Below are 14133 nucleotides of genomic sequence, written 5' to 3'. Positions count from 1 at the left end.
AAAATAGATGATAATGGAGCTATGCTGACATGAGCATCATCACTTCTACTCCTGGCCAACTTCAGGTTATTAAGCGCACTGGCGAAATTGCGACTTTTAATGCTGAGAAAATCTCTGTTGCGATTGGGAAAGCATTTTTAGCTGTTGAAGGTCAACAAGGAGCAGACTCAAGTCGCATCCATGACCGTATTTCTCAACTTACTGAAATGGTAATGAACACGTTTAAACGTCGTTTACCATCTGGCGGTACGATTCACATCGAAGAAATTCAAGATCAAGTTGAATTGGCACTCATGCGTACAGGCGAGCAAAAAGTTGCTCGTGCTTATGTGATTTATCGTGAACAACGTGCAACTGCTCGTCAGCAAACAGGTGCAAATCACCATCCAACATTGCAAATCACCGATCACAATGGTCAGCTCCAACCGTTGGATTTAGGTGCGCTTACAGCAACGATTGAAACTGCAAGCGAAGGCTTGGAAGGAATTGACGTTCAAGCGATTGTCGATGAAACCGTTAAAAACCTTTATAACGGCGTAAAAGAAAGTGACATCGCAACAACGATGATGATGGCGACTCGTACGCGTATCGAACAAGAGCCAAATTATACTTATGTGACTGCACGTTTGTTATGTAATGAGCTTGTCGGCACTGGATTAGAATTCTTAGGTTTATCAACAGATACATCTGAGAATGATGCTTTAGAACCTTTCTTGAAGAAAGGGATCGAGCTTGATCTTTTATCTCCTGATCTTCTTAATTTTGACCTTGCTAAATTATCAGCAGCGATTCAACCTGAACGCTCAAATCAATTTACATATCTAGGCCTACAAACTTTATTCGATCGTTACTTCATTCATTCAAATGGCGTACGTTTTGAATTACCACAATTATTCTTTATGCGTGTTTCAATGGGTCTCGCACTCAATGAAGAAAATAAAGAAGAGCGTGCAATAGAGTTCTATAACTTATTATCTAGCTTCGATTACATGGCATCTACGCCAACGCTATTTAACTCAGGTACATTGCGCCCACAATTATCAAGCTGTTATTTAACAACAATTGGTGATGACCTATATGACATTTATGGTGCAATGCGTGACAACGCAATGCTTTCTAAATGGGCTGGTGGTTTAGGTAATGACTGGACACCTGTACGTGCTTTGAACTCATATATCAAAGGTACAAATGGTAAGTCTCAAGGTGTTGTTCCATTCCTTAAAGTAGCGAATGATACCGCAGTCGCTGTTAACCAAGGTGGTAAGCGTAAAGGTGCGGTTTGTGCGTACTTAGAAACTTGGCACTTAGATGTTGAAGAATTCCTAGAGTTACGTAAAAACACAGGTGATGATCGTCGTCGTACTCACGACATGAATACAGCGAACTGGGTTCCTGATTTATTCATGCAACGTGTATTTGAAGATGCTGAATGGACATTATTTACACCTTCAGAAACACCTGATCTACACGACCTAACAGGTGCTGAGTTTGCTGAACGTTATACGCATTACGAAGCAGTAGCAAAAGAACAAAACATGCTACACAAGAAAGTACGTGCCAAAGACTTATGGCGCAAAATGCTTTCGATGTTATTTGAAACAGGTCATCCGTGGATCACTTTCAAAGACGTATGTAACTTACGTTCACCACAACAACACGTTGGTGTAGTGCACTCATCAAACTTGTGTACTGAAATTACATTGAACACAAGCCAAGATGAAATCGCAGTTTGTAACTTGGGTTCGATTAACCTTGTACAACACGTTCAAGGTGGTGTGTTAGATCGTGAGAAATTAGCTCGCACGATTAAAACTGCGGTACGTATGCTCGATAACGTAATCGACATCAACTACTACGCTGTACCACAAGCGAAAAACTCGAACTTAAAGCACCGCCCTGTCGGTATGGGTATCATGGGCTTCCAAGATGCACTATATGAAATGGGCATTGCTTACGGTTCAGATGCAGCAGTTGATTTTGCTGATGAATCTATGGAAGTGATCAGTTACTACGCGATTCAAACATCAAGCGATCTTGCGCTTGAGCGTGGTGCTTATTCAACATTTAAAGGTTCATTGTGGGATCAAGGCATCCTACCAATCGACTCTTTAGAGTTAGTTGCTAAATCACGTCCTGAACGTATGTTCGAAGTTGATCGCACTCAACGTTTGGATTGGGATAGCTTACGTGCCAAAGTTCAAAAAGATGGTATGCGTAACTCAAATGTAATGGCGATTGCACCGACTGCAACGATTTCAAACATTTGTGGTGTGTCTCAGTCGATTGAGCCAACATTCCAAAACTTGTATGTGAAATCTAACCTTTCAGGTGAATTCACAGTGATCAACCCTTACCTTGTTCGTGCATTAAAAGAACGTGGTCTATGGGATACCGTGATGGTAAATGATCTGAAACACTTTGAAGGTTCAGTACAAAAGATTGCACGTATTCCTGAGGAATTGAAAGCAATCTTCGCGACAGCTTTTGAAGTGGAAACTCGTTGGATCGTTGATGCTGCATCACGTCGTCAAAAATGGATTGATCAAGCACAGTCGCTGAACCTTTACATCGCTGGTGCAAACGGTAAGAAACTTGACATTACCTATAAGATGGCATGGTTACGTGGTCTTAAAACGACTTATTACCTCCGTGCTTTGGGTGCGACTTCTGCTGAGAAATCAACAATCAATACGGGTGCATTAAACGCAGTTAAACCAGCATCAGTTGAGGCTCCTGTCGTTGCAGCTCAAGCGGTTGAAGAGAAGAAACCAGAAGTTCAAGTTGAAGAAGATGGTTTCACTACAGCAGCACCTGTACCAATGGCGTGTTCAATCGACAATCCAGATTGTGAAGCATGTCAGTAATTTAATCTAATAAAAACCCTTCTTTAATAGTAAGAAGGGTTTTAAAGATTAAAATATATTGAGGCAAAGAGAATGTTGAATATTAGTCATAACTATATGTTGGGATTAGCTGTTCTGATCTTTGCCTTTATTTTCTTTTATGTACCAATGGTTTATGCATTTTTAGCCATTCGTAAACAACAGCGTAAGCAAAATAAGTCTTAGGAATTACTGACGATAGTTCGTCAACAGCATAGATATTAATAAGACTTAATTTTGCTTACACAATATAAGCGTATAGTTAAAGACATCGTTGTTGAGAGATGTCTATTACGGCTACACACAACGAAGAGAGAACGAAAAATGTCTATCCTAAGTTGGGACGATTTTGAAGATGATTCGCAAAAACCGACTACACCTGAACACAAGTCTGCGTCCCTCGACTCGCAAAAAACGGTTAATACGCAGGTGGTATCTAATGCAGAGCAATCATCGCCGAGCATGGCAACTGCACAACCCGTTGGAGCCAGTGCCAACCGAGCAACAAATCCAACCGATTCGTTGGCTAGAGCATCTGCAGCCCTAGATCATTTGGATGTTGCGCCAGGCTTAGAAGAGCTTGAAATGGGTGCTCAGCGTGTACAAGTTGACGACAAAGCCATGATCAACTGTCGTGCGGATTTAAACCAACTTGTTCCATTCAAATATGAGTGGGCTTGGCAAAAATACTTGGACGGGTGTGCAAACCACTGGATGCCACAAGAAGTTAACATGAACCACGATATCGCACTTTGGAAGTCTGAAAATGGCTTAACCGAAGATGAGCGCACTATCGTTATGCGTTCTTTAGGTTTCTTCTCAACAGCAGATTCATTGGTTGCGAACAACTTGGTTTTGGCGATTTATCGTCATATTACAAACCCTGAATGCCGCCAATACATTTTGCGTCAAGCATTTGAAGAAGCGATTCACACGCATGCTTACCAATACTGTATCGAATCTTTAGGTATGGACGAAGGCGAAGTCTTCAACATGTACCGTGAGATTCCAAGTGTTGCACGTAAAGCATCATGGGGTCTGAAATATACTCAATCTTTGAGTGATCCTACATTCCACACAGGTACGCCTGAAAACGATCAACGTTTACTTCGTAACTTGATTGCATTCTACTGTGTATTAGAAGGTATTTTCTTCTACTGTGGTTTTACTCAAATCTTGAGTATGGGTCGTCGCAACAAGATGAATGGTGTTGCTGAGCAATTCCAATACATCCTACGTGATGAATCAATGCACTTGAATTTTGGTATCGATATGATCAACCAAATCAAGATTGAGAACCCTCACCTTTGGACTGCTGAATTCCAACAAGAAGTGATTCAAATGATTCTTGAAGGTACAATGCTTGAGATCGAATATGCACGTGACACTATGCCACGCGGTGTATTGGGCATGAATGCAAGCATGATGGAAGAATATTTGAAGTTCATCTGTAACCGTCGTTTATCGCAACTCGGTTTACCAGAGCAATTCGCTGGTGTAACAAACCCATTTGCATGGATGTCTGAGATGATGGACTTGCGTAAAGAGAAGAATTTCTTCGAGACGCGCGTAACAGATTACCAAACAGGTGGTGCTTTGAGCTGGTAAGTATTTGCTCACGTCACCCATATAAGAAAGCTGTCTCAAAGACGGCTTTTTTTATAGCTATTAAAATGCCAGTTTTTATCAAATAAAATTAAACAAAGTAAATATAATTTCTTTTTTAACAATAAGCTAAATAAACCACTATCCAAGTGATCTTGAATCTTACATTTTTAAACATTTGGTAAACAAAAACACTGCCTAAATTAAAGTAAAATTCACAAACTTTTTTCTCTCGCATCAGTAAGGCAACCCCTGCGCTGATGTGCATTTGCGCTCACTCATCATTTAAATCTTTTCTCTCTATATCATCCATATAGGGGGTCATTTAATTTTTAAGGTAAATTGAATGAAAAAATTTTGGAAGTACTTATTAGTACTACTTCTAGTACTCATAGTTATTGCAATTGCCTTTCTTTTTAGACCTGTTACGTCTAAGGCAATTAAAACGAAAAACGACGAACCTGTGGTTGATGTTGTACTTATCGGTGGCGGTATCATGAGTGCCACGCTCGGTACATATCTCAATGAGTTACAACCTGACTGGAACATCCGTATGTACGAACGTCTTGATGCAGTTGCTCAAGAAAGTTCAAACGGCTTTAACAATGCAGGTACTGGTCACTCTGGCTTTATGGAAATGAATTATACCGAAGAGAAAGACGGTAAAATGGACATTTCTAAAGCTGTCAAAGTTGCTGGTCAATTCGAAATTGCTAAACAGTTTTGGGCATATCAAGTTCAGAAAGGTGTGTTAAATACGCCAAATACCTTTATCAATCCTGTTCCACACATTGCATTTGTATGGGGCGATAATGTGAACTTCATGGAAAAGCGTTATGCAGCCATGATCCAAGATCCATTATTTGCTGGCATGAAAATGACAGAAAACCCATCTGAAATTAAGCAATGGGCACCATTAGTCATGAATGGTCGTGATCCACAGCAAAAAGTTGCTGCGACACGTATGGATGTGGGTTCGGATGTGAACTACGGGGCGATTACAACTCAATTGGTAAGCCATCTTGAGAAGAGCCCGAATTTCCAACTCAGAACGTCAACAGAAGTTACTGGTATTAGCCGTAATGATGACAACACTTGGTCAGTTGCATTCAAAGATTTAAAATCTGGTGAAACGAATCACGTCAAAACACGTTTTGTATTTATCGGTGCAGGCGGTGCTGCAATTAAGTTGTTGCAAATGACAGGGCTTCCAGAAGCACAACAATATGCAGGCTTCCCTGTGGGTGGTGAGTTCTTGGTGACTGATAATCCTGCGATTACAGCTCAACATACAGCAAAAGTATATGGTCGTGCAGATCTAGGTGCACCGCCAATGTCAGTTCCACATATTGATACACGTTATATTGATGGCAAAAAATATGTCTTATTTGGTCCATTTGCAACTTATTCAAACAAGTTCCTAAAACAAGGTTCACAGCTTGATTTGTTAGCATCAACCAATAAAAACAACGTATTGCCAATGGCAGCGATTGGTCTACAAAATGCTGATCTTGTCCAATATTTAGTAAGCCAAGTGTTGATGTCCGACGAAGACCGCTTCAACGAGTTGAAAAAATACTATCCAGAAGCAGATCCGAAAGACTGGCATTTACGTCAGGGTGGTCAACGTGTTCAGATCATTAAGAAAGAACCAGGTAAACCTGCGAAATTGCAATTCGGTACGGAAATCTTTGCATCACAAGATAAATCTGTAACTGCGTTGCTTGGTGCATCTCCTGGTGCTTCAACGTCTCCTTACATTATGCTCAACTTGCTTGAAAAAGCCTTCCCTGAGCAAACTAAAGGTGTTTGGAATACTAAACTGCATGAGATTGTACGTTCTTATGGTCAGGATTTATCAGAAAATCCTGCATTGTTGGATCAAGTGCGTCAGTATACGAGTTCAACTTTAGGTTTGAACTATACAACGCCTAAAAACTTGGTATCTACAAAACAAGTTGCAAAAGTCGAAGCTGCTGCACATTAAGCATGCTTAAACTGAAACAGAAAGGGATGAGTTTCGACTCTTCCCTTTTTTATTTTCTCATTTTTGAATTATGTCCACTGATTGTTCTCATTCTGCCTTTGCGGTATTTCGTTGTCGTGATTTTTCATTTTTAACGATAAATCAAGCTTGTTTGACATTTGCTGTGTTGATACAAGAAATCGTTATCGCCTTTCAACTGTATCAAATTACCAAGAATCCATTGATGCTTGGCTTGGTAGGTCTGATGGATTTTATTCCATTTTTAGTATTGTCTTTGTGGGGTGGTTATATTGCAGATCGTTTCAATCGTCAGCGGATTTTACAGCTTAGTTTTAGCCTAGCAATTCCATTATCAATCGCACTTTGGATTTGTTTTGATCTATTTGAGCATGATCATATCAATGCCAACATTCTACTGATTTCTACCTTCGGGATTTTATTCTTATTTGGATGTATTCGAGGAATTTACAGCCCTTGTTTTAATTCACTGCGCCCTTTTATTGTCCCAGAACATTTATATGCCCGTGCAGCCACTTGGACCAGCATGTGCTGGCAAGTATGTGGCATTCTAGCACCAGTCATTGGAGGATTAATGCTTGCACATTTGCGCTTATCTGTAGTGTTTAGCGTTATTACAAGCTTATTCCTCATAGGTAGCTTAGCTTTATGGGCTCTAACAAGTAGAACTTTTCCTGAGATGCAATCCGAGTCTGCCTTACTCAGTATCAAAGAAGCATTTCTCTATATTCGTAAAACTAAAATCATTTTTTGGGCAATGTTTCTTGATTTAAGTTCAGTATTTTTTGGAGGAGTAATTGCCCTACTGCCTATTTTTGCCAGTGATATTTTGCATGTCGGAGCAACAGGTTTTGGAATATTACGCTCGGCACCAGCCTTCGGTGCTTTATTGACTATGCTGATTTTGGTTCGATATCCCCCAAAATATCAGCCATGGAAAATCATGTTGCTCAGCCTTACTGGTTTTTCATTATGTACTTTGTTATTTGCTGTTACTAGATATTACTTTTTATCTGTCGTGTTTCTCATTATTATAGGTTCGTGTGATAGTGTTAACATTATTATCCGCCAAACTTTACTGCAACTCATTCCCCCACGAGACATGCTTGGTCGTATCGCAGCGATTAATGGCATCTTTGTGACATCAAGTAATGAGCTTGGTGCTTTGCACTCAACGCTAATGACACGTTTCCTCACGGTTGTGCCAGCAGTTCTGATTGGTGGCTCACTTTCTTTAGCTTGTGTTGTTTTAGCAAAATTTAAGACCAAAGACCTCATGCGGTTTCACTTTTAGCTTTGCTTGACTACGCTTTCAAATCGTTTATGTGTTATGAAACATTCTTTGCCCGCTTCTTCTGAGTCGTCTAAATTTATTATTTCTTCCATTTTTATATGGCTGACTTTGTTATGGTTACAAGCAACCTATATTGTGATTATTGGCGGCAATAGTTATCTGTTTTGGACAGCACTAGGTTTATTAGTACTCACCGCATTAAGTTTCCGTCCAAGTTCTTTAAAAAATAGAATTGCTCTTGTACTGACACTGGTATTACTGGGCAATTTAGTTTTCCACTCACTGTTCTGCACTTATTTAATCTTAGCTTTTTATTGTATTTTTTATTTATATTCAGGGCATTATAAATACAAAAGATTTATGAAACTCTTCTGCCTATTCTTCATTATGATTTTATTTGCACTATATCAAACGCAGTCTTTGCAAGAATTAAAAAGCCATTATGCTCCCTATGAAACAGGTGAAACATGGCAAAAATATGGTGCGCTATAAACCATAACATTTATGTTTGTTGTGGTTTTGATCAAATCATTTTTGTCTATATGTATCCATAAACTGAAGTGTATCCTGCAGAGTGAGCTGGGCAGGTTTGGTGTCCAACAGAAATTGATATTCATGAGCTGTAGGATCAGTTTTCTGGTCAAAATATCGTGATTTGGTTACTACACCAACTTTCTGCAATTGTTTTTCTAGTTGGCGAGCTTGTTGTTCAAATGAAGCGGTATTGCCATCTGTTAAATAAATTGTTGGAAGTGCTGCGTTTAGATATTCAGACACCACTAATCCTTTATCCTCAGTACGAGTAAGCCAGTCTTTGTCCTCTAAATATGCCCAACCAATACGTCCAAATGCAAATCGGGTAATCGCTGAGTTTGCCTGTAGAACCATATTTTTCAAATCATAAGGACCACAATACAATAAACCACCTCGGATGTCGGATGGATTTAAGGTTTCCTGAATATTGAGCAAGTCTGCATATTGAGGGTTGGATTGAGTGAGTAAAAATTGCAAAGCGATCTGTGCTCCAGCGGAGTCCCCTGCAATAAATATATTCGCCATATTTAAATTATGTTGTTTAGCAAAGCTCGTTTTTATATAACGAATGGCTTCCGAAACTTGGATGACAGGTTCAGGATATTTTGCGGTCGGCACAAGTTCATAATTGAGCACAAAGACAGAGTAACCTTGTGAGGCTAATTCAGTTGCATAAGCTTTCACTTCAAGCTTATCTCCACCGACAAATCCACCACCATGCACCCAAATTACTACGGGCTGATGAGCTAAAAGCACTTTAGTCTTGTAGAAGTCAAATGTATTTTTTTGAAACTTTGATGGGTAGGTTAAGTTTGTCGATACAATCACGTTCGGCTCTTGGTACTGAGCAGGTCGTGAATCTTTTGGAATGCTAAATAAACTGTGCTGCAATAACCAAATTGTCGGCTTAGGACTGAGAAACAATACAGATACAAAGATCACAACCATGAGAGCACAAAACATCATTATTTTTTTCATTTGAAGTTCCTTCTAGTCTCATATTTGCGAGTTATCAGTTTATAAAACATTGATTCTTCTCTGTTGGCTGTTCGATTATGATCATTCGAACTACAAGATCAGCCAACACTTAATAATAAAAAAATAAGCTAGATTATGAAGCAAATTATACTTTGTAAAATCTTCACGATTTAAAAAAAACCCCACAGAAATGTGAGGTCTTGTAATTAGTCTTGTGAGTCAGGATAAAGAGGACGATTCCCTGGACTAATTCGGTTGATATGTAAGAAAGTCATATGACGCTCATACTTATCTAAAATGTCATTAATGACCTGCTCTTTGGTATATCCAACCAAGTCATTGTCTTGAGAACCTTCATACAAGAATGTTTCCAAACGATAATAATATTGCTTACCACGTTTGCCTCGTTCACTAAATGTCGGAGCGATATAGCGTACAGGCCAAATTTGATAGACAAAATTATGCTCATCTTCAATGAAAATCGTTAAGTCTAGGTGATACAACTTATCGTGGTATTCAGATTCGCCTTGATTAACCTCAACGTTCATCCCTCGTTTAATCAGTTCATCAGCAACGGTTTGCACTGCAGGGCTACATACATTATCGAGCATACGCAATGTTTCATGGCTACCAGGATGATGCATGACACGTGAAAGGCGTTGTTTCCAATTTAGAATATCGACGTTGCCCACTACAGGTGCAGCATTTAAGCTACGACTAGCTTTACGATAATCTTCTAAACGGAGAGATTTATAGAGTCCAGCCATCACAAGCAGCATTACAAAGCTAAACGGTAATCCCATGATTACGGTTGCACTTTGTAAAGCAGTAATACCATTTGCCATCAACATCGCGATGGTCAATAAACCAATCGCAATCGCCCAAAACACACGTAACCAACGTGGCGCATCATTATCGACATTAGAAAACTTCGTGGTGAAGTTACCCAACACCAAAGCACCCGAGTCGGCAGAGGTCACATAGAACAGAAGCCCTGTAATGGTTGCTACACCAGCAACGAATCCAAACCACGGATACTGTGCCAATAAGTCATAAAACCCATGTGCAGGATCTGTCAAAACAGTTTGAGCCAAAGCTGTATTGCCATCAAAAATAACGTTGTATAAAGCACTGTTACCAAAGATTGATAACCATGTGATCGTGAATAGTAGAGGAATAATCAAAGTTCCACAGACAAACTCACGAATGGTACGACCACGTGAAATACGTGCCAAAAATAAACCTACGAATGGAGACCAAGCCACCCACCATGCCCAAAAGAATAATGTCCAACTATTCATCCACTCTTTCGGTTGTTCAAATGCAAAACTGTCTAAAGCTAAGCTTGGAAAGCGGCTGATATAGTCACCAAAATTTTGTACCAAGGCATTTAATAAGAACTCTGTATTCCCTAAAAACAGCACAAATAGCATTAAACCAATAGCGGCGTAAATATTGATTTCAGAAAGTACTTTAATGCCTTTATTGACACCTGCTGTTACCGAAATAATCGTCACAATCACAGCAACTAAAATCAGTCCAGATTGAACCCATAAACCTTCAGGCCAATCAAATAAAATATGCAAACCATAATTGATTTGAACAACTGCAATACCGCAAGTCGTTGCGATACCGAAAATCGTCCCAATCACGGCGGCGGTATCTACGGTATGACCAATCGGACCATCAATTTTTTTACCAAAAATCGGATAAAGCGCCGAACGAATGGTTAGAGGTAAGTTATAGCGATAACTAAAATATCCCAAAGCCATCCCGACTAAGGCATACATGCCCCAGCCTGTTAGACCATAATGAAATAAAGTCCATACCATCCCTTGACGAGCAGCTTCATAAGTTTGCCCCTCACCCACTGGTGGATTCATATAATGTGACAGTGGTTCAGCCACTGAGAAGAACATTAGATCTGTGCCGATACCTGCGGCGAACAGCATCGCCGACCAACTCAGCAGACTAAACTCAGGTTTGGAATGTTTAGGACCTAGCTTTATATCGCCATAACGAGAACAAGCGATAAAAACCACAAAGATTAGGTAAAGCGTTGCGGCAAGTAAGTAATACCAACTGAATTTATCACTCACCCAAGCCAGTACAACATTGAGCAAATGATTCGAAAAATCATTAAATAAAATCGTCGTCAGTGAAAATATTAAAATTATGAGCGCTGAAACATAAAAGACCACGCGATTTAACTGATCTTTTGTTTGAATAGATGAATCATCAACTGCTCTTGGATTATCTGTCACCATACAATCCTCAAGGAAAATTTAAATTTTGAAAGTTGTTTTTCTCAATAACTCGACCACGATTTATTGACGAAAACAACGAGAAGACACAGCATTTAAAAGATATTGAAAACAACACCAATCATTGCATAAGCTGCATTTTTGTAATTACCCGTGTGGATGCAAAGAAGCATTTTTAAGAGTAACTGAGCTTAGACCCAACCACTAAAAATTCATTCAATAAATCAACACTTTTGATACTTTAACAGGGATCTCCGATAACACAGTTAAGAGTTATGTAAAGCATCCTTGTTGCAAATACTATACTTTTAATTGATTGAACGTTCAATCAATTAAAAGTATCATGATGTTGTGTTATCATTTTCTGCATCCAGATTTTAATCTAACGCCTTAATAATTTTAGGCATTTATGGCAACTACACATGACCAAACGCAGAGTTAAACCTGAACACGAACGCCGTGAAGAGATCGTTAATGCCGCATTTGAAGTGATTTATGAAGTGGGTTTATCACAAACCACCATTTCACAAATTGCAAAAAAAGCGGAAGTCTCAACAGGTATCGTCAGCCATTATTTTGGTGATAAGCAAGGGTTAATGATCAACTGTATGCGAGAGATGCTCAAAAGATTGCATCTCACCTCTCTGCAATACAAAGCCAATACAGCAGATCAACAACCTGAAAACCAAATTAAGGCAATCATTGATTCAAACTTTGATAGTAGTCAGGTCAATAAAACCGCTATGCGCGTTTGGTTAGATTTTTGGTCAGCCAGTATGCATAGCCCAGAGCTTGCACGTTTACAACGCATTAATGATCGACGCTTGTATTCGAACTTAAAACATCACTTTTTAAAACTGATGCCAAGTGAAAGTGCAAGTATTGCTTCGAGTGGCTTAGCAGCACTGATCGATGGGTTATGGCTACGAGGTGGACTCGTGGGGAATGATCATTTCGATCGGCAGAATGCAAGACGAGTTGCCTATGACTATTTAGACATGCAACTTCAACTGGCTAAACCCTTATTTCAGGAGAGACAAAATGAATGATGTGCAAACTCATCCATTGTATATCCATGGTCAATATGTCAATGCCACGAGTGGTGTGAGTTTTGACAGTATCAATCCAGCCAATGGCAACGTAATTGCCCATATCCAACAAGCCTCTCAACAAGATATCGAAAAAGCTGTTCAAAGTGCTCAACAAGGTCAAAAAGTTTGGGCGGCAATGACAGCAGTTGAGCGTTCTCGTATTTTACGTCGAGCTGTAGATATTTTACGTGAACGCAATGATGAACTAGCAAAACTTGAAACCTTAGATACAGGTAAAGCTTATAGCGAAACATCGACTGTCGATATTGTGACAGGTGCTGATGTGCTCGAATATTACGCAGGTTTAGCGACAGCCATCCAAGGTGAACAAGTTCCATTACGCGCAAGTAGTTTTTTCTATACTCGCCGTGAACCTTTAGGGGTCGTTGCTGGAATAGGCGCTTGGAACTATCCGATTCAAATTGCTTTATGGAAATCCGCTCCTGCGCTCGCTGCGGGCAATGCCATGATTTTCAAACCAAGTGAAATCACTCCACTCACTGCATTTAAACTTGCTGAAATTTATACTGAAGCCGGCGTACCAAACGGCGTATTCAACGTTGTACAAGGTGCTGGTCGTGATATCGGTCAATGGCTGACAGAACATCCAGTTATTGAAAAAATTTCGTTTACTGGCGGTGTTGAAACTGGCAAAAAAGTGATGGCAAGCGCTGCTGCTTCAAGCTTAAAAGAAGTGACTATGGAACTTGGTGGTAAATCACCACTGATCATCTGTGAAGATGCAGATATGAATAAAGCTGCTGATATTGCGGTGATGGCAAACTTCTTTAGTTCTGGTCAAGTCTGTACCAATGGTACGCGTGTCTTTATTCCAGCATCATTAAAAACAGAATTTGAAAATGCAGTATTAGAACGTGTGCAACGTATTCGTATCGGCGACCCAATGAACGCAGATACCAACTTTGGCCCATTGACCAGTTTCCCGCATATGGAAAAAGTTCTTTCCTATATCAATGCAGGTAAACAACAAGGCGCCAAATTACTGATCGGTGGTGATCGAGCAACGGGTGAATTGGCTGACGGTGCATATGTATTACCGACAGTATTTACAGACTGTACTGATGATATGCGAATAGTGCAGGACGAAATTTTTGGTCCAGTCATGAGCATCTTGAGCTACCAAACTGAAGATGAAGTCATTCGTCGTGCCAATAACACCACTTTTGGTCTAGCAGCAGGTGTGGTGACACCAGACATTAACAAAGCACATCGCATTATTCACCAAATCGAAGCTGGTATTTGTTGGATCAATACTTGGGGCGAATCCCCTGCTGAGATGCCAGTCGGTGGTTATAAACAATCAGGTGTAGGTCGTGAAAATGGGATCTCAACCCTATCTCACTACACACGCATTAAATCCGTTCAAGTTGAGCTTGGTGATTACCAAAGCATTTTCTAAAAGCATTGCGCTTTATCTTATCTTGATCAACTGAGTCACATGTATTCAGTTGATCTTGCA

10 protein-coding genes are annotated in these 14133 nt (G+C 39.9%); 8 read left to right on the top strand and 2 right to left on the bottom strand.

Annotated features, from left to right (window positions below):
• Positions 1–29 precede the first annotated feature (29 nt).
• The 6 genes from H2677_RS03415 (at position 30) to H2677_RS03390 (ending at position 8278) form a co-directional block, all read left to right on the top strand.
• Entirely contained in the window at positions 30–2864 is a 2835-nt protein-coding gene (locus tag H2677_RS03415) for a ribonucleoside-diphosphate reductase subunit alpha (RefSeq protein ID WP_212639148.1), read from the top strand.
• Positions 2865–2936: 72 nt separating this feature from the next.
• Positions 2937–3068 (top strand): hypothetical protein, encoded by a 132-nt coding sequence (locus H2677_RS03410; RefSeq protein WP_004952435.1) that lies wholly within the window; start codon positions 2937–2939, stop codon positions 3066–3068.
• Between the two features lie 138 nt (positions 3069–3206).
• Positions 3207–4490 carry a ribonucleotide-diphosphate reductase subunit beta gene (locus tag H2677_RS03405; RefSeq protein ID WP_125298913.1) on the top strand — a complete coding sequence of 428 codons (1284 nt, stop codon included), beginning with the start codon at positions 3207–3209 and terminating at the stop codon, positions 4488–4490.
• A 343-nt stretch (positions 4491–4833) separates the two neighbouring features.
• Complete coding sequence (gene mqo, locus H2677_RS03400; protein ID WP_129261935.1) at positions 4834–6474, top strand: malate dehydrogenase (quinone); 1641 nt, start codon at positions 4834–4836, stop codon at positions 6472–6474.
• 70 nt (positions 6475–6544) lie between these two features.
• Positions 6545–7786: an MFS transporter gene (locus tag H2677_RS03395; RefSeq protein WP_204379191.1), complete on the top strand. Its 1242-nt coding sequence runs from the start codon at positions 6545–6547 to the stop codon at positions 7784–7786.
• A 36-nt stretch (positions 7787–7822) separates the two neighbouring features.
• Positions 7823–8278 carry a hypothetical protein gene (locus H2677_RS03390; protein ID WP_004952409.1) on the top strand — a complete coding sequence of 152 codons (456 nt, stop codon included), beginning with the start codon at positions 7823–7825 and terminating at the stop codon, positions 8276–8278.
• A 36-nt stretch (positions 8279–8314) separates the two neighbouring features.
• Here H2677_RS03390 and H2677_RS03385 read toward each other — a convergent pair whose 3' ends face one another.
• The gene (locus H2677_RS03385; RefSeq protein WP_212639147.1) at positions 8315–9298 is read right to left on the bottom strand and encodes an alpha/beta hydrolase; all 984 of its coding nucleotides are present in this window, start codon (positions 9296–9298) and stop codon (positions 8315–8317) included.
• 206 nt (positions 9299–9504) lie between these two features.
• Positions 9505–11565, bottom strand: a complete 2061-nt coding sequence (locus H2677_RS03380) for a choline transporter (protein ID WP_212639146.1) — start codon at positions 11563–11565, stop codon at positions 9505–9507.
• 419 nt (positions 11566–11984) lie between these two features.
• Between H2677_RS03380 and betI the strand changes: the two genes are divergently transcribed.
• Positions 11985–12611: a transcriptional regulator BetI gene (gene betI, locus H2677_RS03375; protein WP_212639145.1), complete on the top strand. Its 627-nt coding sequence runs from the start codon at positions 11985–11987 to the stop codon at positions 12609–12611.
• A complete protein-coding gene (gene betB, locus H2677_RS03370) occupies positions 12604–14073 on the top strand; it encodes a betaine-aldehyde dehydrogenase (RefSeq protein ID WP_212639144.1) in 1470 nt (489 codons plus the stop codon). Before betI ends, betB begins: the two co-directional genes overlap by 8 nt.
• Positions 14074–14133 lie beyond the last annotated feature (60 nt).

The organism is Acinetobacter junii, assembly GCF_018336855.1.
In the GTDB taxonomy this organism is placed as follows: domain Bacteria; phylum Pseudomonadota; class Gammaproteobacteria; order Pseudomonadales; family Moraxellaceae; genus Acinetobacter; species Acinetobacter junii.
This window is presented reverse-complemented; position numbering and strand designations above follow the sequence as displayed.

Bases quoted from the DNA above. Each gene is read 5' to 3' on its own strand.
- betI (WP_212639145.1), top strand. From the start codon at position 11,985: ATGACCAAACGCAGAGTTAAACCTGAACACGAACGCCGTGAAGAGATC.
- H2677_RS03405 (WP_125298913.1), top strand. From the start codon at position 3,207: ATGTCTATCCTAAGTTGGGACGATTTTGAAGATGATTCGCAAAAACCG.
- H2677_RS03410 (WP_004952435.1), top strand. From the start codon at position 2,937: ATGTTGAATATTAGTCATAACTATATGTTGGGATTAGCTGTTCTGATC.
- betB (WP_212639144.1), top strand. From the start codon at position 12,604: ATGAATGATGTGCAAACTCATCCATTGTATATCCATGGTCAATATGTC.
- H2677_RS03415 (WP_212639148.1), top strand. From the start codon at position 30: ATGAGCATCATCACTTCTACTCCTGGCCAACTTCAGGTTATTAAGCGC.
- H2677_RS03390 (WP_004952409.1), top strand. From the start codon at position 7,823: ATGAAACATTCTTTGCCCGCTTCTTCTGAGTCGTCTAAATTTATTATT.
- mqo (WP_129261935.1), top strand. From the start codon at position 4,834: ATGAAAAAATTTTGGAAGTACTTATTAGTACTACTTCTAGTACTCATA.
- H2677_RS03380 (WP_212639146.1), bottom strand. From the start codon at position 11,565: ATGGTGACAGATAATCCAAGAGCAGTTGATGATTCATCTATTCAAACA.
- H2677_RS03385 (WP_212639147.1), bottom strand. From the start codon at position 9,298: ATGAAAAAAATAATGATGTTTTGTGCTCTCATGGTTGTGATCTTTGTA.
- H2677_RS03395 (WP_204379191.1), top strand. From the start codon at position 6,545: ATGTCCACTGATTGTTCTCATTCTGCCTTTGCGGTATTTCGTTGTCGT.